General features: G+C 71.5%; 18 protein-coding genes. 11 read left to right on the top strand and 7 right to left on the bottom strand.

The features are described from left to right. The first annotated feature begins 44 nt into the window (after positions 1–44). A complete protein-coding gene (locus tag NW895_RS24745) occupies positions 45–572 on the top strand; it encodes an SgcJ/EcaC family oxidoreductase (protein WP_289938120.1) in 528 nt (175 codons plus the stop codon). Between the two features lie 3 nt (positions 573–575). Here the strand turns inward: NW895_RS24745 and NW895_RS24740 are convergent, their stop codons facing one another. After that, entirely contained in the window at positions 576–1,925 is a 1,350-nt protein-coding gene (locus NW895_RS24740; protein ID WP_289938119.1) for a HAMP domain-containing sensor histidine kinase, read from the bottom strand. Further along, positions 1,922–2,623 carry a response regulator transcription factor gene (locus NW895_RS24735; protein ID WP_289938118.1) on the bottom strand — a complete coding sequence of 234 codons (702 nt, stop codon included), beginning with the start codon at positions 2,621–2,623 and terminating at the stop codon, positions 1,922–1,924. The genes NW895_RS24740 and NW895_RS24735 overlap by 4 nt, the downstream gene beginning before the upstream one ends. A 237-nt stretch (positions 2,624–2,860) precedes the next feature. Here NW895_RS24735 and NW895_RS24730 point away from each other — a divergent pair, with 237 nt between their 5' ends. The 4 genes from NW895_RS24730 (at position 2,861) to NW895_RS24715 (ending at position 7,441) form a co-directional block, all read left to right on the top strand. Next, on the top strand, positions 2,861–4,138 hold the full coding sequence (locus NW895_RS24730; RefSeq protein ID WP_289938117.1) for an aspartate kinase: 1,278 nt from the start codon (positions 2,861–2,863) through the stop codon (positions 4,136–4,138). Then, positions 4,138–5,214, top strand: coding sequence for an aspartate-semialdehyde dehydrogenase (locus NW895_RS24725; protein WP_289938116.1), 1,077 nt, complete (start codon positions 4,138–4,140; stop codon positions 5,212–5,214). Before NW895_RS24730 ends, NW895_RS24725 begins: the two co-directional genes overlap by 1 nt. Positions 5,215–5,708: 494 nt before the next feature. Further along, positions 5,709–6,284, top strand: coding sequence for a SigE family RNA polymerase sigma factor (locus tag NW895_RS24720; RefSeq protein ID WP_289938324.1), 576 nt, complete (start codon positions 5,709–5,711; stop codon positions 6,282–6,284). Further along, positions 6,281–7,441: a hypothetical protein gene (locus NW895_RS24715; RefSeq protein ID WP_289938115.1), complete on the top strand. Its 1,161-nt coding sequence runs from the start codon at positions 6,281–6,283 to the stop codon at positions 7,439–7,441. Before NW895_RS24720 ends, NW895_RS24715 begins: the two co-directional genes overlap by 4 nt. Positions 7,442–7,467: 26 nt before the next feature. On the opposite strand, the gene NW895_RS24710 is transcribed toward NW895_RS24715, so the two are convergent. Then, positions 7,468–8,262: an SURF1 family protein gene (locus NW895_RS24710; RefSeq protein ID WP_289938114.1), complete on the bottom strand. Its 795-nt coding sequence runs from the start codon at positions 8,260–8,262 to the stop codon at positions 7,468–7,470. Positions 8,263–8,466: 204 nt separating this feature from the next. Between NW895_RS24710 and NW895_RS24705 the strand changes: the two genes are divergently transcribed. After that, positions 8,467–10,305, top strand: a complete 1,839-nt coding sequence (locus NW895_RS24705; protein ID WP_289938113.1) for a prolyl oligopeptidase family serine peptidase — start codon at positions 8,467–8,469, stop codon at positions 10,303–10,305. A 116-nt stretch (positions 10,306–10,421) separates the two neighbouring features. Here NW895_RS24705 and NW895_RS24700 read toward each other — a convergent pair whose 3' ends face one another. Continuing rightward, positions 10,422–12,335, bottom strand: coding sequence for an NAD-binding protein (locus tag NW895_RS24700; RefSeq protein ID WP_289938323.1), 1,914 nt, complete (start codon positions 12,333–12,335; stop codon positions 10,422–10,424). A 173-nt stretch (positions 12,336–12,508) separates the two neighbouring features. On the opposite strand from NW895_RS24700, the gene NW895_RS24695 reads away from it, so the two are divergent. After that, the gene (locus tag NW895_RS24695) at positions 12,509–13,531 is read left to right on the top strand and encodes a permease (protein ID WP_289938111.1); all 1,023 of its coding nucleotides are present in this window, start codon (positions 12,509–12,511) and stop codon (positions 13,529–13,531) included. Next, positions 13,528–14,232, top strand: coding sequence for a TIGR03943 family protein (locus NW895_RS24690; RefSeq protein ID WP_289938110.1), 705 nt, complete (start codon positions 13,528–13,530; stop codon positions 14,230–14,232). Before NW895_RS24695 ends, NW895_RS24690 begins: the two co-directional genes overlap by 4 nt. Positions 14,233–14,280: 48 nt before the next feature. Here NW895_RS24690 and NW895_RS24685 read toward each other — a convergent pair whose 3' ends face one another. Continuing rightward, complete coding sequence (locus NW895_RS24685; protein ID WP_289938108.1) at positions 14,281–15,261, bottom strand: GNAT family N-acetyltransferase; 981 nt, start codon at positions 15,259–15,261, stop codon at positions 14,281–14,283. Between the two features lie 94 nt (positions 15,262–15,355). Here NW895_RS24685 and NW895_RS24680 point away from each other — a divergent pair, with 94 nt between their 5' ends. The 3 genes from NW895_RS24680 (at position 15,356) to NW895_RS24670 (ending at position 18,678) form a co-directional block, all read left to right on the top strand. Then, on the top strand, positions 15,356–15,781 hold the full coding sequence (locus NW895_RS24680) for a helix-turn-helix transcriptional regulator (protein WP_289938107.1): 426 nt from the start codon (positions 15,356–15,358) through the stop codon (positions 15,779–15,781). 5 nt (positions 15,782–15,786) lie between these two features. Next, positions 15,787–16,203 carry a VOC family protein gene (locus NW895_RS24675; protein WP_289938105.1) on the top strand — a complete coding sequence of 139 codons (417 nt, stop codon included), beginning with the start codon at positions 15,787–15,789 and terminating at the stop codon, positions 16,201–16,203. Positions 16,204–16,290: 87 nt separating this feature from the next. Continuing rightward, entirely contained in the window at positions 16,291–18,678 is a 2,388-nt protein-coding gene (locus tag NW895_RS24670; protein ID WP_289938104.1) for an excinuclease ABC subunit UvrA, read from the top strand. A 24-nt stretch (positions 18,679–18,702) separates the two neighbouring features. Here NW895_RS24670 and NW895_RS24665 read toward each other — a convergent pair whose 3' ends face one another. After that, positions 18,703–19,623: an RNA polymerase sigma-70 factor gene (locus NW895_RS24665; RefSeq protein WP_289938103.1), complete on the bottom strand. Its 921-nt coding sequence runs from the start codon at positions 19,621–19,623 to the stop codon at positions 18,703–18,705. Continuing rightward, positions 19,620–20,825 carry an FAD-dependent oxidoreductase gene (locus NW895_RS24660; protein ID WP_289938102.1) on the bottom strand — a complete coding sequence of 402 codons (1,206 nt, stop codon included), beginning with the start codon at positions 20,823–20,825 and terminating at the stop codon, positions 19,620–19,622. The genes NW895_RS24665 and NW895_RS24660 overlap by 4 nt, the downstream gene beginning before the upstream one ends. Positions 20,826–21,063 lie beyond the last annotated feature (238 nt).

Raw genomic sequence — 21,063 nt, 5'->3', positions numbered from 1 at the left:
GAGAACGCGGAGGCGAAAAACCCCCTCGAAGCACTGGAGTTGCGATGACCCGTCGTTCCATAGGCAAGCGCGCGGCACTCGTCACCGCGGTGTCCGTCACCGCCCTCGGTACCTTCGCCGCCGGTGTCGGGGTCGCCGGAGCCGACTTCGCCGGCAAGTCCCCGAAGCCGTCCGCGAAGATGGCGACCGAGGCCCAGGTCCTCGGCCTGTTCGACGAGTGGAACGCCGCGCTGCAGACCGGCGACCCGGAGAAGGTGGCCGACCTGTACGCGGCGGACGCGGTCCTGCTGCCCACCGTCTCCAACAACGTCAGGACCGACAGAGCCGAGATCGTCGACTACTTCGAGCACTTCCTGCAGAACAAGCCGTACGGCACGAAGATCGAGTCGATCGTCAACGTCCTCGACGAGGACAGCGTCATCGACACCGGCGTCTACGAGTTCGCCCTCACCGACCACGCCACGGGCGCGAAGAGCACCGTCAAGGCCCGCTACACCTACGCCTGGGAGAAGCAGCGGGACGGCAAGTGGCTGATCGTCAACCACCACTCCTCCAAGATGCCGGAGGGCTGACCGTCAGCCGGCGCGGAGCGTGGTCGTCACGCACAGTCCGCCCCCGGGAGCGTCCGTCAGGGTCACGGTCCCGCCGTCGTCCGCCACGAGCTGCCTGACGATGGTGAGGCCGAGGCCGGAGCCGGCCCTCCCGGTCAGGCCCTGGCCGCGCCAGAAGCGGTCGAAGGCGCGGGACTTCTCGGCGTCCGACATGCCGGGCCCCTCGTCCAGCACCGCGATCCGCACCTCGTCGCCCCGCGGCTCGACCCGGACGGTGATCGTCCCGCCGTCCGGTGAGACCTCCAGGGCGTTGGACAGCACGTTGTCCAGGACCTGGTCCAGGTGACCGGGACTGGCCAGCACCAGCAGCCGGCCGTCGGCACTCCCCCTGAGCGCGATGGTGACTCCGCGCTCGTCGGCGGCCGGCCTCCACACCGCGAGCCGTTCCTTGACGATGTCCCACAGCGGCAACGGCTCCGTGGCCGTCACCCTCGCCTCCGCCCGCGCCAGCACCAGCAGTCCGTTGACCAGGCGGCTCATCCGCACGACCTCGGCGGTGGCCTGCTCCACGTCCTCCCGTACGAACTCGTCGTCCACGCCGTCCGCGATGTTGTCCAGCGACAGCCGCAGGGCCGTGAGGGGAGTGCGGAGCTGGTGCGAGGCGTCCGCCACGAAGATGCGCTGCGACGCGATCAGCGTGTCGAGGCGTTCGCCGGCCTGGTTGAGCGTGCGGGCCAGCGTCTGGGTCTCCGGCGGCCCCTCCACCGGCGAACGGGCGGTCAGGTCGCCGTCGCTGAACCTGCTGGCCATCTCGTTGAGCTGGCGCAGGGGCCGGGTCAGCCGGCGGGCGACGATCGCGCCGAGCCCGGCCGCGGCCGCCAGGACGGCGACGGCCAGCCCCGCCCGGAAGCCCCAGATCGTCCACAGCCGGCGGGTGAGCTGGTCGGTCGAGTACACGATCCGTACGGCGCCGACGACCTCGTCGCCCTTCGAGGCGGGGACCGTGATCACCAGGTGGCGCCCCCAGATGAAGTCCGAGCCCCAGTCGGTCGTGGCCTTCCCGTCCCGCACGGCCTCGGTCAGGGCCGCGTCCCGGGACGGTCCGCGCAGATGCGCCGCGCAGTCCGGCGGGCCGGTCACCTGCACCTCGCCGGGCGTCTCGTCGCCGTAGGCGCCGGCCATCTTGTCCAGCGCCTGGCAGGAAGCCGTCGTACCGTCGCCCAGCAGCAGGGCCATGGTCTTGGCCTCGCGCAGGACCGACTCCTTGGTGTCGTCACGCAGCTGCTTGGTCAGCGTGAACGCCACCGGCACGGTGAACAGGGCGATGGCGATCGCGACGAGCAGGATGTAGCTGCGGATGAGCTGGCGGTTCACGACGCGCCGCCACCACTGCTTGCTCCGTCACCGTCGACCTCCAGCCGGAAGCCCACCCCGCGCACCGCCTCGATGGTGATCGCGCCCTTCAGCTTCCGGCGCAGCGCCGCCACGTGCACGTCCAGCGTCTTGGTCGGCCCGAACCAGTTCGCGTCCCACACCGCCTCCATGATCTGCTCCCGCGACATCAGCGCCCCGGGCTCCTCGGTGAGGAAGGCCAGCAGGTCGTACTCCTTCGGCGCGAGGGCGACCTCCTCACCGTCCAGGCGGACCCGGGCGGCCTTGCGGTCGATCGTCAGGCGGGGGCCGTAGCGGTCGGGGCCGGTCCCGGAGACCTCGGTACGCGGCTGGACGCGCCGCATGACCGCCCGGATGCGCGCGATGACCTCCCGGACGCCGAACGGCTTGGAGACGTAGTCGTCGGCGCCGAGTTCCAGGCCCACCACCCGGTCCGTCTCGTCGCTGCGGGCGCTGATCACGATGATCGGCACGTCGCCGCGCTCCCGCAGCTCCTTGCACACGTCGAGGCCGTCGGTGTCCGGCAGGCCGAGGTCGAGCAGGACGACGTCGTACGGGTCCGGGTGGGCCAGCGCGGCCGCGCCCGTGGTGACCCAGTCCACCTCGAATCCGTAGCGCCTGAGGCCACGGCGGAGCGACTCGGCGACCGGCTCATCGTCTTCCACGAGAAGTACGCGCACAGCCCCGAACCCTAGTGCTTGAAACTTAATTCACAGCCCACACTGAGGTGCCGTTTGTGATGCGAAGCACTTTTTCGAGTGGCGTGCGGCTGCTTGGGCATGAGCAGCTCTGAACGAGCAGCCCGGAAATCTCACCATGCGATACCACAGAAGGGATTTTCGGACGCTCGTTAGACTGAGCCGACCGCAGTACATATACGTACGTGCGGAAAGAGACGGACTGAGCGAGGAGCGCACGTGGGCCTTGTCGTGCAGAAGTACGGAGGCTCCTCCGTAGCCGATGCCGAGGGCATCAAGCGCGTCGCCAAGCGGATCGTGGAAGCGAAGAAGAACGGCAACCAGGTGGTGGCCGTGGTTTCCGCGATGGGCGACACGACGGACGAGCTGATCGATCTCGCCGAGCAGGTTTCCCCGATCCCTGCCGGGCGCGAGCTCGACATGCTGCTGACCGCCGGAGAGCGGATCTCCATGGCCCTGCTGGCCATGGCGATCAAAAACCTGGGCCACGAGGCCCAGTCCTTCACCGGCAGCCAGGCAGGTGTCATCACCGACTCGGTCCACAACAAAGCGCGGATCATCGACGTCACGCCGGGCCGTATCCGCACCTCGGTGGACGAGGGCAACATCGCGATCGTCGCCGGTTTCCAGGGTGTCAGCCAGGACACCAAGGACATCACCACGCTCGGGCGGGGCGGCTCCGACACCACCGCCGTGGCCCTGGCCGCCGCCCTGGACGCCGATGTCTGCGAGATCTACACCGACGTCGACGGCGTGTTCACCGCCGACCCGCGCGTGGTGAAGAAGGCCCGGAAGATCGACTGGATCTCCTTCGAGGACATGCTGGAGCTGGCCTCGTCCGGGTCGAAGGTGCTGCTCCACCGCTGCGTGGAGTACGCCCGCCGGTACAACATCCCGATCCACGTCCGCTCGTCCTTCAGCGGGCTGCAGGGCACGTGGGTCAGCAGCGAGCCGATCAACCAAGGGGACAAGCAGGTGGAGCAGGCCATCATCTCCGGTGTCGCGCACGACACCTCCGAGGCCAAGATCACGGTCGTCGGCGTGCCGGACAAGCCGGGCGAGGCGGCCTCGATCTTCCGCACGATCGCCGACGCCGAGATCAACATCGACATGGTCGTGCAGAACGTGTCCGCCGCCTCCACGGGCCTGACGGACATCTCCTTCACGCTGCCGAAGACCGAGGGCCGCAAGGCCATCGACGCACTGGAGAAGAACAAGGCCGGAATCGGCTTCGACTCGCTGCGCTACGACGACCAGATCGGCAAGATCTCCCTGGTCGGCGCGGGGATGAAGACCAACCCGGGCGTCACGGCCGCCTTCTTCGAGGCGCTGAGCGACGCGGGCGTGAACATCGAGCTGATCTCGACCTCCGAGATCCGCATCTCGGTCGTCACCCGGGCCGACGACGTGCCCGAGGCCGTCCGTGCCGTCCACAGCGCCTTCGGGCTCGACTCCGACAGCGACGAGGCCGTGGTCTACGGAGGCACCGGCCGCTGATGACGGGCACCGGGCGGACCGGACGGTCCGGGCGTCCGACGCTCGCGGTCGTGGGAGCGACCGGGGCCGTCGGTGCCGTCATGCTCCAGATCCTGTCCCAGCGCGCGGACATCTGGGGTGAGATCCGACTGATCGCCTCGCCGCGCTCGGCCGGCCGCAAGCTGGCCGTGCGCGGCGAGGAGGTCGAGGTGGTGGCCCTGTCGGAGGAGGCCTTCGACGGGGTCGACGTCGCGATGTTCGACGTACCCGACGAGGTGTCCGCGCACTGGGCACCGCTCGCCGCCGCGCGGGGCGTGGTGGTGGTCGACAACTCCGGCGCCTTCCGGATGGACCCGGAGGTGCCGCTGGTCGTGCCCGAGGTCAATCCGCACGCCGTACGGATGCGCCGGCGCGGGATCATCGCCAACCCCAACTGCACGACGCTGTCCATGATCGTGGCGCTGGGCGCGCTGCACGCCGAGTTCGGGCTGCGCGGGCTGGTGGTCTCCTCGTACCAGGCGGTGAGCGGGGCGGGCCGGGCCGGCGTCGCAACGCTGCGGCGGCAGCTGTCCCTGGTGGCCGGTACGGAACTGGGGACCAGCCCCGGTGACCTCCGGCGGGCCGTGGGGGACGACACGGGGCCGTTCCCGGAGCCGGTCGCGCTGAACGTCGTTCCGTGGGCCGGGTCGCTGAAGGACGACGGCTGGTCCTCGGAGGAGATGAAGGTGCGGGACGAGTCCCGCAAGATCCTCGGGCTGCCGGCGTTGCCGGTCGCGGTGACGTGTGTGCGGGTGCCCGTGGTCACCGCGCACTCGCTGACCGTGCACGCCTGCTTCGAGGGCGAGGTCACCGTCGACAAGGCCCGCGAGATCCTCGCCACGGCGCCCGGTGTCGTGCTGTTCGACAACCCGGAGGCCGGGGAGTTCCCCACGCCCGCCGACGTGGCCGGCACCGACCCGACCTGGGTGGGACGGGTGCGGCGGGCGCTGGACGACCCGACGGCCCTGGAACTCTTCGTCTGCGGCGACAACCTGCGCAAGGGCGCGGCTCTCAACACCGCGCAGATCGCGGAGCTGGTGGCGGCGGAGATGTCCTGAGTCCGCACCGGTGACGGAAATCTCCGCGCGTGCGCTGTAAACGTTTGTAGGATCTATGTGCGACATGTGAACCGATCGGCGGTACGGAACACTTGTACCCGGCCCTTCGGCGTCAGAGGATTTACCTCCCCGCCCTCCGCAACCGCGCGGAGGGCGGGGAGCGTCTTTGCGGTCACCTTTCAGGGCCGTGGGAGCGCTTCACAGGCGTGGGGACGCCTGGAACGGGCGTGGGGACGCCCCTTCATATCTGGACATAGGGGAAGAGCGGGACGCATGAGGGCAATTGATGCACCGTCGGTTGTGCTGCCTGACGCGGGTAGACGGTCGGCGAAGACCGGCCCGAACGTGACGCCCGGCACGTACAACCCTTGCGGGGGTAGGCGTGTCCAACTGGCGTGGCAGAGGTACTCGACTTCAGTGCGGCGACGCGCGGTACGGCTTTCCGGCCGCCCCGTCGGCCGGTCCGACCGCGCATGGCCGGCGCGCCCGGTGGCATGCCGGTGATCGCGCCCATGCCCGCAGCGCGGCCCGCCCGCATACCGAATCAGCGCGACGGTGCCGAGGATGTCGTTGCGGCCGGTACCACCGTCGACCACCTCACCGAGACCTACCGCGCCCACTACCGGTCGCTGCTGGGTCTCGCCGCCCTCCTGCTCGACGACACCGCCTCCTGTGAGGATGTCGTCCAGGAGGCCTTCATCCGCGTCCACTCGGCGCGCAAGCGGGTCCGCGACCCGGAGAAGACGCTGGCGTACCTGCGTCAGACGGTCGTCAACCTCTCGCGTTCGGCACTGCGCCGCCGCATCCTCGGCCTGAAGCTGCTGTCGAAGCCCATGCCCGACATGGCGAGCGCGGAGGAAGGCGCGTACGACCAGCTGGAGCGCGACTCCCTCATCAAGGCGATGAAGGGCCTGCAGCGTCGCCAGCGCGAGGTGCTGGTCCTGCGCTACTTCGCGGACATGACCGAGGCGCAGGTCGCCGAGACGCTCGGCATATCGCTGGGCTCGGTGAAGGCGTACGGCTCGCGCGGCATCGCGGCGCTCCGGGTGGCCATGGAGGCGCCGGCATGAGCGAGGGCCACGATGCGCGGCGCGGCTCGCACGAGCCGTACGAGTGGCGCGAGCCGACGAGGCTGAACGGGCAGAAGCCGAAGCAATCGCACGCTGGGAACGGAACTGTGAACCACGGCCCAGACGACCAGAGCCCGAACGGGCTCGAATCGGACGAGCTGGCACTGCGCACGATGCTCCACCAGGCGGTTCAGGAGGTGGAGCCGCGCGACGGCACCCTGGAGTACCTGCGGCGGGCGGTGCCCGCGCGCCGGGCCCGCAAACGGCAGGCAGCCGTCGGCATGGCGGCCGCCGCCCTCTTCATCGGCACCGCCGTCCCGGCACTGGTGCACGTCTCCAACTCCGCCGACTCCGACGCCAACCCGTCCATCGCCGGACAGGCCTCGCAGACCCAGGGCGGGGCGAGCGAGGGCAAGGGCCCGGACGGCGGCGAGAGCACCTCTGGCGACACCTCGGGCAAGACCGAGGACAAGGGCAAGGGCAACGCCAAGGAGGAGGGCAAGGGCAAGGGCACCGGTCCCGGCACCGGGGTCAGCGCGGGCGCCAACCCGCCGTCCAGCAGCGCGGCCGGCGTCCCGGTGTGCACGGCGGCCCAGCTCGGCTCGGCCACCGCGAGCAGCGGCGCGCCCGACTCCACCGGCGCGGTCTACGGCTCCTTCCGGGTCACCAACATCTCCACCGCGAGCTGCACGGTCAGCAGCCCCGGCACGGTGGGTGCGCTCGCCCAGGGCGCGGCGGACCCCGCCAAGATCGCCACGGCCCGGCATGTGGCCGGGGACCCGGCGGCCGCACTGCCCGACCCGTCCCTGGAGGCCGCGCAGCTGGTGCTCCAGCCGGGGGCCGCGTACGACGTGAAGTTCGCCTGGGTGCCCACCGAGACCTGCCCCACCAACGGCGGCACCGACGGCGGCAGCACCGGCGGACCCGACCCCTCACCCACCCCGACGCCGACCCAGGACACCAGCGCCGACGCCGGCGGCACCTCCACCGGTGGCGACACCGGCACGTCGACCCAGCTGGTCACGGAGGACGGCACGGCCGACGGCAGCGTGGCGGTGACGTACACGGCGGAGACGGGGACGGCTTCGGCCACGGTGACGGTGTCCAACGCCTGCGCGGGGACCGTGTACTGGACGGGTGTGCTGGCAGGCTCCTGAGAGCCCGCGGAACCCGGACCTCGTCCTCACACTCCGGACGGACTGGGCTGTTGCTGCTCCTCCTCGGGGAGCAACCCCAGCTCCGCGTCCCGCACGAACTCCACCTCGCGGCGCAGCAGCCGGAACCACATGAAGATCACGAAGCCGACGAAGGCGAACCACTCGGCGGTGTAACCGAGGTTCTGGAACGCCTTCAGATCCAGCCCGCTGCCCGTCGCCACGGTCACCGGCACGGCCTTCATCCCGGAGTCGCCCCGGTTGAGCGTGACCCACGCGTCGTACACGTCGTACGGCACGAGGTTCACCAGCGACGCCGCGCTGATCGCCGCCGTCTGCCCGGCCGGCAGACCGCCGCGCGCGCTGACGCCGTTGTCGCCCGGGGTCTCGGACGCCTGCAACGCCCCCGTGACGGTGACCTCGCCGCTGGGCGGGGCCGGGGCCTTCGCCGCGTCGGGCTTGCCGGGCAGCCAGCCGCGCACGACCGGCAGCGCCCTGCCGGAGTCGGTGCGCAGCAGCGTCAGGACGTAGTAGCCCTGCTTGCCGTCCAGCTCCCGGTCGGGCACGAGGAGTTGCTTGCCGTACCGGCCGGTCGCGGTGACCTGCTTGCCGACGGTGGCCTTGTCCACCGGCAGCAGCTCCGCCAGCGGGCGGGCCGCCTCCTTGCGGTAGGTCGCGGCCTGCTCGGTCGCGTTGCGATGATCCTGCACCCGGTCCTCGAAGCGGCCCAGCTGCCATGACCCCATGAAGACGCAGAAGGGGATGGAGAGCAGCACGAAGACGTTGATCCCCCACCATCGGGGCGTCAGCAGAAACCGGTACACGCACTCAACGGTACGGTGCGCGTGCGCGCCAGCCGGTCGCGGGGGCGGCAATCTCGACGGTCCTGCGAAGATCGGTCGTGTCGGTCATGTCGAGAGTGTGCACCCCGGCCCTGACAATCCGCCCTGGCCTGCACAGACGCGAAGTTTTCCACAGGCTGGGGACCTGGGCGGCGCATTGTCGGCCCGAGCGGGCAGTATGAGGCCATGACTGAGAGCAACGGGTCCGTCTCGCCGGATCAGCGAGGACAGTACGAGGAGATGCCGGACTGGGAGAAGCGCTTCCGGGCGCCCCGGGTGTCGCTGCCCGACTGGGCGGAGGACGCACCGGACCGCTCCTTGTTCGTCTCGAACGCGACAGGGACGTACGAGCTGTACGCCTGGGACCGTTCGACCGGAGAGCAGCGCCAGGTCACCGACCGGCCCAACGGCACGACGGACGGCGTGCTCTCCCCGGACGGCGAGTGGATCTGGTGGTTCGACGACAAGGACGGCGACGAGTTCGGCGTCTGGCGCCGCCAGCCGTTCGCGGGCGGTGAGGACGAGCTCGCGACGCCGGGCCTCGACCCGTCGTACCCGGCGGGCCTGGCCCTCGGCCGGGACGGGCGCACGGCGGTCGTGGGCCGCTCCACGGACGAGGACGGTACGACGATCCACCTCGCGCGCACGGGCGAGCCCCCCGTGGAGATCTACCGCCACCGCGAGTCGGCGGGCGTCGGCGACCTCTCCCACGACGGCTCGCTGATCGCCGTCGAGCACACCGAGCACGGCGACGCGATGCACTCGGCGCTGCGCGTCCTGCGCCCCGACGGCACGGCGGTCGCCGAACTCGACGACACCAAGGGCGGCACGGTCGAGCTGGGCCTGGAGGTGCTGGGCTTCGCCCCGGTCGACGGCGACACCCGCCTGCTCGTCGGCCACCAGCGCCGTGGCCGCTGGGAACCCCTGGTCTGGGACGTCGCCTCGGGCGAGGAGACCGACCTCGCCCTGGAGCTGCCCGGCGACGTGAGCGCCGAGTGGTACCCGGACGGCACCGGCCTGCTGATCGCGCACAGCTTCGAGGCCCGCAGCGAACTGTTCCGCTACGACCTGGCGAGCCGTGAACTGGTGAGGATCCCGACCCCGGCAGGCACGGTGTCGGGCGCGACGGCCCGCCCCGACGGCAGCGTGGAGTACCTCTGGTCCTCGGCCGCCGAACCGTCCACGGTCCGCTCGACAACCGGCCGGGCCGTCCTCGACCCGCCCGGCATGAAGTCCCCGGGTTCCGTGCCCGTGGAGGACGTGTGGGTGCAGGGCCCGGGCGGCCGCATCCACGCCCTGGTGCAGAAGCCGGCCGGAGCGACCGGCCCCCTCCCCACCGTCTTCGACATCCACGGCGGCCCGACCTGGCACGACAGCGACTCCTTCGCCGCGGGCCCGGCGGCCTGGGTCGACCACGGGTACGCGGTGGTGCGGGTCAACTACCGGGGCTCCACGGGGTACGGCCGCGCCTGGACCGACGCCCTGAAGCACCGCGTCGGCCTGATCGAGCTGGAGGACATCGCGGCGGTACGGGAATGGGCGATCACGTCCGGCCTCGCCGACCCCGACCGCCTGATCCTCACCGGCGGTTCCTGGGGCGGCTACCTCACCCTCCTCGGCCTCGGCGTCCAGCCGGACGCGTGGACCGTGGGCATCGCCGCCGTGCCGGTCGCCGACTACGTCACGGCCTACCACGACGAGATGGAGGCCCTGAAGGCCATGGACCGCACCCTGCTGGGCGGCACCCCCGAGGAGGTCCCGGAGCGCTTCGAGGCATCGTCCCCCCTCACCTACGTCGACCAGGTCAAGGCCCCGGTCTACATCTCCGCCGGCGTCAACGACCCCCGCTGCCCCATCCGCCAGATCGAGAACTACGTCAAACGCCTCGAAGCGAGAGGCGCCGTCCACGAGGTCTACCGCTACGACGCGGGCCACGGCTCCCTGGTGGTGGACGAACGGATCAAGCAGGTGCGGCTGGAACTGGACTTCGCGGAGAGGTATGTGGGGGGCGGTGCCGTGCAGTAGGTCCGCGGATCAGGAGGCCGTCCGCACGCCGCGGACGGCACCCCGTAGCGCCGGGTTGTGCGCCCCCGGCGCAACGCCCGGCCCGCGCGACCCGGACGGGCATGGTGAAAGGACCCCTAAGTACCCGCCGGCTCCCGCCTCCGCCTCCCCAGCAACTCCGCCAGCCCCCGCCGGGTCGCCGCCAGCACCACCCGGTCCTCGCTCCGCAGGACGTACGTGTCGGGCAGGTCCCACAGCAACCCCGACCGCCGCCCCTCCTCGTACGCCTCCTCCACCGCGGGCTCGTCCCGCCGCTCACCCGGAGCCGCCGTGTCCAGCGCCAGCACCCGCCAGGCCCCCGGCCGGAACGCCTCCCCGACCGTCCGCCCCTCCAGCTGCGGATGCCCGGCCACATCCACCGCGGCGAACAGCAACACCTGCCGCTCCACCGGCAGCGCCCCCAGGATCTGCCGCCCCAGCATCGCCCCGGCGAACGCGGGCGCGGCCAGATGGGACACACTGCGGCTCCGGGTGAGCGCGCCGGGGTGCGCGGCACGCAGGGTGCGGTACACGGCGGTCGCGAAGTCGTCGTCGTACAGCCGCAGCACCACCCGCAGATCGGGCCGCACGGACCGCGCGTACAGCACGGCCTCCAGGTTGGTCGTGTCCGCGCTGGTCAACGCCAGCAGCGCATGCGCCCGGTGGATCTTGGCGGCCTCCAGGACGCCCTCCTGCGTGACGTCCCCGAGCACCACCGGCACCCGCAGCCGCCGCGCCGTCGCCATCCCCCGCGCCTCGGGGTCGGCCTCCACGCACACCACCGGGATGTGCAGTTCCCGCAGCCGCGTCAGCACCCGCGTGCCGATCTTCCCGAGCCCGAGCAGCACCACATGCCCGCTCAGCCCCCGCGGCGGCTTCCGCAGCGCCGACGCGGTCCGGAACGTCCCCAGCGCTTCGAGCACCGCGGCCAGCAGCACCGGCAGCAGCAGCAACCCGACCAGTCCGGACAGCAGTTGCAGGACCTGCCGCCCCGCGGACTCGCCGAGGGCGGGATCGTCGATGGCGAAGAGATCGAGCAGCGTGATGTACGTGGCGTACAGCAGATGGTCCCCGGTCACCACCGACAGCGCGACGGCGAGCCCGGCCACGCACGCCACCAGCCCCGCCAGCGACCACCTCAGCCGCCGCGAGAACAGCGACGCGAGCGGCGGCACACCGGCACCCAGACCCGAGGACGACGAGGCCCCGGCGTACGACACCTGCTCCAGCACGATCGTCCCGCGCCCGGTGGCCGCCGCCACCGCCGCCGCGTCGGGCAGCAGCTGCGGCCCCTGTTCGCCACTGCCCTCGGAACCGTCCGCGCCCGCCGGGTCGTTGCTCGTCGCGGAGAGCAGCGCCAGCGTGGACAACCCCGGGTCGGCGACCTCCCCGGGCCGTGGCGGCGGACGCTCCACCGCGCGCAGCAGCAGCCCGTCCGTCTGGACGACCTTGCTGGTGCCGGCGAGCGCGGTCGCGGCCAGCGCGGGGGCGGCGGTGTCGGCGTCGGACAGCACGGTGGTGGAGGCGTCGGCCCCCGAGGCGGGGGAGCCACCGGCGGCCAACGCGGCCGACTGGTCGAGGAGTTCCTCGATGTGCTGTCCCAACCGCCGGTTGTACAGCCGCAGCACGAGCCGCAGCCGGGGGTTGAGGCGGCGGGCGGTGAGGGCGGCGCGGATGTTGGTCTCGTCGTCGTCGTACACGAGCGCCAGCGCGGCGGCCCGGTCGACGCCCGCGTCGGCGAGCACGGCCTCGGTCGCCTCGGGGGCCTCCACGATCCGGCCGTTGCCGTTGCCGTTGCCGTTGCCGGTGGGCTCACCGCCGCTCGCCGTCCGGTTGACGGCCGCGCTCACCCGGTCCAGCAGCGCCGCCGAGGCCGCGCGGGCCCGTCCGACCACCGGCTGGCGCACCCGGCGCCCGGAGGGCGGCACGACGAGCGTGACCTGTTCGCCGTACACACCCCTGAGTTCGGCCGCCAGCCGGTGCGCGAGCCCGTCGTCGCCGCACACCACCATGTGCGCCGACACGGACGGGTCGGCTGTCGAACCCTGATTCGGAACGCTCCCCACGAGGGCAAAGACTGCCTCAACGGGACGGGTGGTTCCAGCGACCACTGAACGCGGGCCCGCGCACCGCCGTATGAAAGGGGAGGGAAGCCAGCACCCTGCCGCACCGGAGGTACCTCGCCGTGGCCGTCACCAAAGCAGTCCCGAAGGGGACCGGCGAGCGCACGGACCCCCAGGGCGCGGGGGAGGAGCAGCGGGGCAACCTCAACTCCCCCCTCCTCCTCACCCTCCTGCTCGTCCTGGCGGTGATGCTCCAGGACCCGGTCCGCCGGGCGCTGTCCGCTCCGGTGATGCAGAGCTGGACGACGGTGTTCCTCGCGGTCGTCGTCCAGGCCCTGCCCTTCCTGGTGCTCGGCGTGCTGCTGTCCGCGGCCATCGCGGTGTTCGTACCGCCGTCCTTCTTCGCCCGCGCCCTGCCGAAGCGGCCCGCCCTCGCGGTGCCGGTCGCCGGGGCGGCGGGCGCGGTGCTGCCCGGCTGCGAGTGCGCGTCCGTGCCCGTGGCCGGGGCGCTGGTCCGCCGCGGTGTCACCCCGGCCGCCGCACTCGCCTTCCTCCTCTCCGCCCCGGCGATCAACCCGATCGTGCTGACGGCGACCGCCGTCGCCTTCCCCGGCGACCCGGAGATGGTCCTCGCCCGTTTCGTCGCGAGCCTGCTGGTGGCGTGCGCGATGGGCTGGCTGTGGCAGCGGCTCGGCCGCACCGACTGGCTGCGTCCGCCGGCCCGTTCGTCGTACGAGGGACAGAGCAGGGGAGCGGCGTTCTGGGGCTCGGTGCGGCACGACGTGATGCACGCCGGCGGTTTCCTGGTCGTCGGCGCGATGGCGGCGGCGACCCTGAAGTCCGTCGTCCCGGCGAGCTGGCTGCGCACCGCGGCCGACAGCCCCGCCTTCTCGGTCCTCGCCCTCGCGGTGCTCGCCGTCCTGCTGTCGATCTGCTCGGAGGCGGACGCGTTCGTGGCGGCCTCGCTGTCCCAGTTCTCGCTGACGGCCCGGCTGGCGTTCCTGGTCGTCGGGCCGATGGTCGACCTGAAGCTGTTCGCCATGCAGGCGGGCACGTTCGGCCGCGGCTTCGCCCTGCGCTTCGCCCCCGCCACCTTCGCCCTCGGCGTCGCCGTGTCGGTGCTGACCGGGGCGGTGCTGCTGTGAACCGTCAGGCGCAGGCGGCGCTGCTGTTCCTGCTGGGCGCGGCTCTGCTGCACGCGGGCTTCACCGACCTGTATCTGCGGTACGTCAAGGCGGGCCTGCAGCCGCTGCTCCTGCTGTCCGGCGCGGTACTGATCGCGGCCGCGGCGGCGACGGTGTGGTACGAGTGGCGGCGCGCGCACGCCGGACACGACCACCGCGAGCCCCGGGTGTCCTGGCTTCTCGCCCTCCCCGTCTTCGCCCTGATCCTGGTCGCCCCGCCGGCCCTCGGCTCGTACAGCGCGATGCACACCGGAACGGCCCTGCAGCAGCCCTTCGGCTTCCCGGACCTTCCCGCCGAAGGCCCCCTGCGGCTCGGCGTCGCCGACTACGCGGGCCGCGCCGTCTACGACCACGGCCGCTCGCTGCGCGGCCGGCAGATCAAGCTCACCGGGTTCGTCGCCCTGGACCGCACCGGCGCCCCCTACCTGGTGCGCATCGCCCTCAACTGCTGTGCCGCCGACGGCCGGCCCGTGAAGGTCGGCCTGACCGGCCGGACCCCGCCGGTGCTGCAGCCCGACACCTGGCTGGAGATCACCGGCACGTACACCCCGAAGCGGGCCAAGGACCCGCTCAACGACGGCCCCATCCCGTTCATCGACGTCACCGCGGCCAAGCCGGTGCCGACGCCGCACGACCCGTACGACGAGACCTGGAACGGCTGACGGTGCGGCGCTCGCCCCCGCGGGCGCCGGACGCGCTCAGCCGGCTTCTCAGCGCCAGTCGTCGATCACATAGGCATCGGGGTGGCTGTAACCGGGTTCGTTGGGCCGGTGCATGGTCACGCCCTGCAACTCGGTGCGGAAACCGCGGTCGGCCATGCGGCGGTAGGCGTCCTGGCGCCCGAGGCTGGTCCCGGCGTCCAACTGTCCCAGCCCGCGCTCGGCGGCCAGCCGCTCGCACGCGTCAAGCAGCCGTTCGAACCGGTCGGCGGCCCCCGGTCCGGGTCGTGCGGCGCCGAACTTCACGAAGCACACGTCCGCCCCGGCCTCCGACCCGGCTCCACAGTGGCAGACGGCCAGACCGTCGAGCTCGGATCCGGCTCCCTGGAGCAGAACGGTGTCACCGATTCCCTGCGCGTGCGTGGCCACGATCTCGCGCTCCAGGCTCAGCCCCTCGTACACGGCCCCGGTCAGCGCGTGGCACGCGCTCAGTGCGCCGGGCCGTTCGGCGGCGGGCAGTTCGCCGTACAGCGTCCGGCCGGGGACCGCCGCACCGCCCGCGACCCGCTTCCTCATGACGGCCGTGAGGAACCGGGGCCAGAAACCGTAGCGGCGGTAGAGCTCCACGTGCTGCGGACTGTGCGCGAAGGTGAACAGCCCGAGGTGGCGGTTGCCCCAGGCGGCGAAGCAGTCCATCACCGCTTCCATGAGGTGCTTGCCGATCCCCTGGCCCCACAGGTCCGGCCGCACCGTCAGCGGGCCGAAGTAGCCGACACTGCCCCAGTTGGCGGCGAAGTTCGATGCGACGACTTCACCCTCGACCGTCGCCACGAAAGCGGCCCGCGGATCGGCCGCCCAGCGGGTGCGCACGTAGTCGGCCGTCTCCACGAACGTCCTGGGGTCGGGAAATCCGAGGAACGTCCCGAACGCGACCCGGAAGATCTCGTCCGCCCGGTCCAGATCCGCCTCGGCCAAGGGCCGGACCTCGACCGTGGCCGCGGTCCGCTCTTGCCGTACTGCCGGTGGGATCATCGCTCTCTCCTTCCCGACACCCTTCCATCGCATCACGGGCGTGCGCTGCGGGCGACAGGGAACGGACGGCCGGCCGCTGTGGGATGGTGGTCGTGTGACGTTGGAGGACCTGGTCCGGCTGCGCCGGGCCCGTGACCTGATGGACCGCGAGTACGCCGAACCGCTCGACGTCCCGGCGCTGGCGCGCGTCGCCCTCATGTCGCCGGGCCATTTCTCCCGCAGCTTCCGCGCCGCCTACGGGGAGACGCCGTACAGCTACCTGATGACGCGCCGGATCGAGCGGGCCAAGGCGCTGCTGCGGCGGGGCGACCTGACGGTGACGGAGGTCTGCTTCGCGGTCGGCTGTACCTCGCTGGGGTCGTTCAGCTCGCGGTTCACCGAGCTGGTCGGCGAGAGCCCGAGCGCGTACCGGGCCCGCCGTCATGACGAGGGCGCCGCGGTCCCGCCCTGCGTCGCCAGGATCCACACGCGACCGGTCAGGAATGGAGAAGCGAAACCCGGTTCCCCGCCCGTAGCGTGAAGCGCATGGACATCAGACTTTCCCAGTGCTTCATCGCCGTCCACGACCACGATGAGGCGCTCGCCTTCTACCGGGACGTTCTCGGCATGGAGGTGCGCAACGACGTCGCGTTCGAGGGAATGCGCTGGGTGACCGTCGGCTCGCCGTCGCAGCCCGATGTGGACATCGTCCTCGAACCCCCGCTCGCGGACCCGAACGCCTCGCCCGCCGACAGACAGGCCATGAGGGAACTGCTGGCCAAGGGCCTGTTGCGCGGTGTCATCTTCCGGACCGACGACTGCGACGCCACCTTCGAACGCATCCGCGCCGCGGGCGGCGAGGTGCTTCAGGAGCCGATCGACCAGCCGTACGGCGTCCGCGACTGCGCCTTCCGCGACCCCTCCGGCAACATGCTGCGCTTCAACCAGCCCCGCAAGCCCTGAGCCACCACGCCGACGGACAACACCAGACGTACGGCTGTTCGAAGCTGGTCGGATCGGGATCCGGACCGAGAGGGAGACAGGAAGAGCATGGCCACGAGGACGAACACGCAAGCGCCCGTGCAGCACGTTGCCGACAGTCACGATCTGATCCGCGTGCACGGCGCGCGCGTGAACAACCTCAAGGACGTCAGCATCGAGATCCCGAAGCGCCGGCTGACGGTGTTCACCGGCGTCTCCGGCTCGGGCAAGAGCTCGCTGGTGTTCGACACGATCGCCGCGGAGTCGCAGCGGCTGATCAACGAGACCTACAGCGCCTTCGTGCAGGGCTTCATGCCGACTCTGGCACGGCCCGAGGTGGACGTGCTCGACGGGCTGACGACCGCGATCATCGTCGATCAGCAGCGGATGGGCGGCGACCCCCGCTCCACGGTCGGCACCGCCACCGACACCAACGCGATGCTGCGCATCCTCTTCAGCAGACTCGGACAGCCGCACATCGGCCCGCCCAGCGCGTACTCCTTCAACACCGCCTCGGTCCGGGCGAGCGGTGCGATCACGGTCGAGCGCGGTGCCAGGACCAAGGCCGAGAAGGCGACCTACGAGCGCACCGGCGGCATGTGCAACCGCTGCGAGGGCCGGGGCAAGGTCTCCGACATCGATCTCACCCAGCTCTACGACGACTCCAAGTCGCTGTCCGAGGGAGCGTTCACCATCCCCGGCTGGAAGTCGGACAGCCAGTGGACCGTGCAGCTCTACGCCCAGTCCGGCTTCGTCGACCCGGACAAGCCGATCCGTGAGTACACGAAGAAGGAGATGCAGGCCTTTCTGTACGGGGAGCCGACCAGGATCAAGGTCAACGGCATCAACCTCACGTACGAGGGCCTGATCCCCAAGATCCAGAAGTCGTTCCTGTCCAAGGACAAGGAATCGATGCAGCCGCACATCCGGGCGTTCGTGGAACGTGCGGTCACCTTCACCACCTGCCCCGAGTGCGACGGCACCCGGCTCAACGAGGGCGCCCGTTCGTCGAAGATCAGGAACATCAGCATCGCCGACGCCTGCGCGATGGAGATCCGCGACCTGGCCGCATGGGTGCGCGCCCTCGACGAGCCGTCGGTGGCGCCGTTGCTCACCGCGCTGCAGCGCACCCTCGACTCCTTCACGGAGATCGGCCTCGGCTACCTCTCGCTCGACCGTCCGGCGGGCACGCTCTCGGGCGGCGAGGCGCAGCGCGTGAAGATGATCCGGCACCTCGGCTCCTCGCTCACCGACGTCACGTACGTCTTCGACGAGCCCACCATCGGTCTGCACCCCCATGACATCCAGCGGATGAACGAACTGCTGCTCCGGCTGCGGGACAAGGGCAACACGGTGCTCGTCGTGGAGCACAAGCCGGAGACGATCGCGATCGCCGACCATGTCGTCGACCTCGGCCCCGGCGCCGGCACGGCGGGCGGCACCGTCTGCTTCGAGGGCTCCGTCGAGGGGTTGCGGGCGAGCGGCACCGTCACCGGCCGCCACCTCGACGACCGCGCCAGGCTCCGGGAGACGGTGCGCAAGCCCACCGGAACGCTCCAGATCCGCGGCGCGACGGCGAACAACCTGCGGAACGTCGACGTCGACATCCCGCTCGGCGTGCTCTGCGTCGTCACCGGTGTCGCAGGGTCCGGCAAGAGTTCGCTCATCCACGGTTCCATCCCGGCCCCGGAAGGCGTGGTGTCGGTGGACCAATCGCCGATCCGCGGCTCGCGCCGCAGCAACCCGGCGACGTACACCGGACTGCTCGACCCGATCCGCAAGGCGTTCGCGAAGGCCAACGGAGTCAAGCCGGCGCTGTTCAGCGCCAACTCCGAGGGCGCCTGCCCCACCTGCAACGGCGCCGGCGTCATCTATGTCGACCTGGGGATGATGGCCGGCGTCGACACCCCCTGCGAGGACTGCGAGGGCAAGCGGTTCCAGCCCTCGGTGCTGGAGTACCGCCTCGGCGGCCGCGACATCAGCGAGGTGCTCGCCATGTCGGTGACCGAGGCCGAGGAGTTCTTCGGCACGGGCGAGGCCCGCACCCCCGCCGCACACAAGATCCTCGACCGGATGGCGGACGTCGGACTCGGCTACCTCAGTCTCGGCCAGCCGCTCACCACCCTCTCCGGCGGCGAGCGGCAGCGGCTCAAGCTGGCCACGCACATGGCGGACAAGGGCGGCACCTACGTCCTCGACGAGCCGACCACCGGCCTCCACCTCGCCGACGTCGAACAACTGCTCGGCCTCCTCGACCGGCTCGTCGACTCCGGGAAGTCGGTCATCGTCATCGAGCACCACCAAGCGGTCATGGCGCACGCCGACTGGATCATCGACCTCGGCCCCGGCGCGGGCCACGACGGCGGCCGCATCGTCTTCGAGGGCACCCCTGCCGACCTGGTCACCGCCCGCTCCACCCTCACCGGCGAGCACCTCGCGGAGTACGTCGGCGCGTGAGCGGGCCCCCGACGGCCGGAGCGCTCACCGCGTCCCGACGTCATGAGCGGTGCCGTCGGCGACGGCCTGGAGCTTGTCCGGGTTGGCCACGTTGTGGATGGCGGTGATGCGACCGTCGGCGTCGAAGTCGAAGGTGACCGTGGCGATCACGCGGCCCGGCCCGCTGAACAGCAGGCCCGGGCCGCCGTTGATCTCGACGAGCTCGGCGTTCATGTCGGCGGGCTCGATGCCCTGGTAGCTGACCGTGCCGATGGCCGCGAACCAGGCGGCCACCGTCTGCGCACCCACGACCGGACGCAGGGCCTGGCGGACCTTGCCGCCGCCGTCGGTCCACAGGGTGACGTCCGGGGACAGCAGCTCCATCAGGGCGTTGAGGTCACCACCGGTCGCGGCGGCGAAGAACCGCTCGGTGACCTCACGCCGCCGCGACCGGTCGGCGGTGAAACGGGGCCGCCGGGCCCGCACATGCTCACGGGCACGGTGCGCGGCCTGCCGCACCGCGGCCTCGGAGCGCTCCACCGCCTCCGCGATCTCGGCATGGCTGAAGCCGAAGACCTCCTTCAGCACGAACACCGCGCGCTCCAGCGGGCTGAGCGTTTCCAGCACCACCAGCATCGCCATCGACACCGACTCGGCGTCCGTGACGGCCTCGGCGGTGTCGGCACTGGTGAGGATGGGCTCCGGCAGCCACGGCCCCACATAGGTCTCCCGCTTGTGCCGGGTGGAGCGCAGCCGTTCCAGCGCCAGATTCGACACGATCCGCGTCAGGTACGCCTTGGGGTCGGCCACCTGAGAGCGGTCGGCAGCCGACCACTTGATCCAGGCGTCCTGGACCGCGTCCTCGGCATCGGCCGCGCTGCCGAGGACGCGGTAGGCCACCGAGAACAGCAGGTTCCGGTGCTGGTGGAACACCTTCTGGTCGAGGTCGGCGGGCAGGGGAGTCACCGCGCGTCCCGGACCCGGGTGAAGCGGCCCCCGCGGGGCCACAACGCGCCCGAGGCCGGCATCTTCTTCATACGGCCGTAGGTCGGCCAGGGCGAGGCAGTCACCGTCTCCTTGTACCAGGCCGCCGTACGCCCGGTCAGATGAATACGTCGCGGGCTGTCGTCGGGGCGGGTGAACTGCACGACCGCGTCGTGGCGCCCCAGGCTCACCGGCGTGTGGTAGTAGCCGAAGCGGAACGGCTTGGGCCGCCTCCCCTTCAGCGCGCGGACGATCGACACCGCGGCGTGCACGCCGGTCGGCATGCCGCCCTGACAGGTGCCGTGCATGACGCCGTAGCCCTGGCGGATCCCGGCCGCGTCGCCGATGGCGTACACCTCGGGGTGGGACACCGACCGCAGCGTGGTGTCGGTGACGATGCGCCCGTGCCCGTCGACGGCCAGCCCGGCGGCGGCCGCCAGCGGCGAGGTCCGCGTGCCGCTGGTCCACAGGACCACATCGGCGGCGACGCTCTCCCCGCCCGCCAGCTCGACCGCGTCGGGCAGCACCTTCACCACCTCGACCCCGCTGCGCACCGTCACGCCCAGCCGGCCGAGCGCGGCGTGCAGATACGCCTTGGCCTTCGCGTTCATGGCCGCGCCGGGTTCCTCCCGGCCCAGCAGCACGACGTTCAGCTCCGGGTGCCGCTCGGCGATCTCCGCGGCCGTCTCGACGCCGGTCAGCCCGCTCCCGCCGACCACCACCGTGCCGCTGCCGAGCCGTGCCAGCCGGTCGGCCAGTACCTCGGCGTCCTGCGCGCTGTTCAGGGTGTACGCGTGGTCCTCGGCACCCGGCACCGCCGACGTGTCGGCCATGCTGCCCAACCCGTACACCAGGGTGTCGTAGTGCAGGACCCGCTCGTCGTCGATCCGTACCGTCCTCGCGTCCGCGTCCACCGCCGTCACCCAGCCGCGCACGAACCGCGCGCCCGTGCCCTCCAGCAGCTCCGGGATGCTCAGCCCGGCGAGCCGCTGCCCGGTCGCCGTCATGTGCAGCCGCATGCGCTCGGTGAACCGCTCCTGCGCGTTCACCAGCGTCACCTGCACGTCCTTGCGCCGCTGGACCCGGGCCGCGAGCTGGACGGCCGCGGACATCCCCGCGTAACCCGCCCCCAGGATCACCACACGGTGGGTGGTCGCCCGGTCGGTCGTGTGCTGTGCGCTCATCGCTTCGCCTCTCTCCGGTCGCTGTCGACGACCACGAGATGGAAGCTGCCGCCTCGTTCGTGACATGAGGCGGATGTGACGCGCGCCACAGACGGGCCGGGCGACCACCCACCGTGTGGGTGATCCCGGGGGCGGCAACCTGGGTGCGGTTTCAGCCCCAGATGTCGTACTGCTGGAATCCGGTGCCGACCGAGACCCGGGCGGCGAAGAGCTCGGTGATCGCCAGCTCCTGGCGGCA

The sequence above is a fragment of the Streptomyces sp. S.PNR 29 genome (assembly GCF_030386795.1).
Lineage (GTDB): Bacteria > Actinomycetota > Actinomycetes > Streptomycetales > Streptomycetaceae > Streptomyces.
Note: the sequence above shows the minus strand (reverse complement) of the source record. Positions and strands in the feature narration are given on the sequence as shown.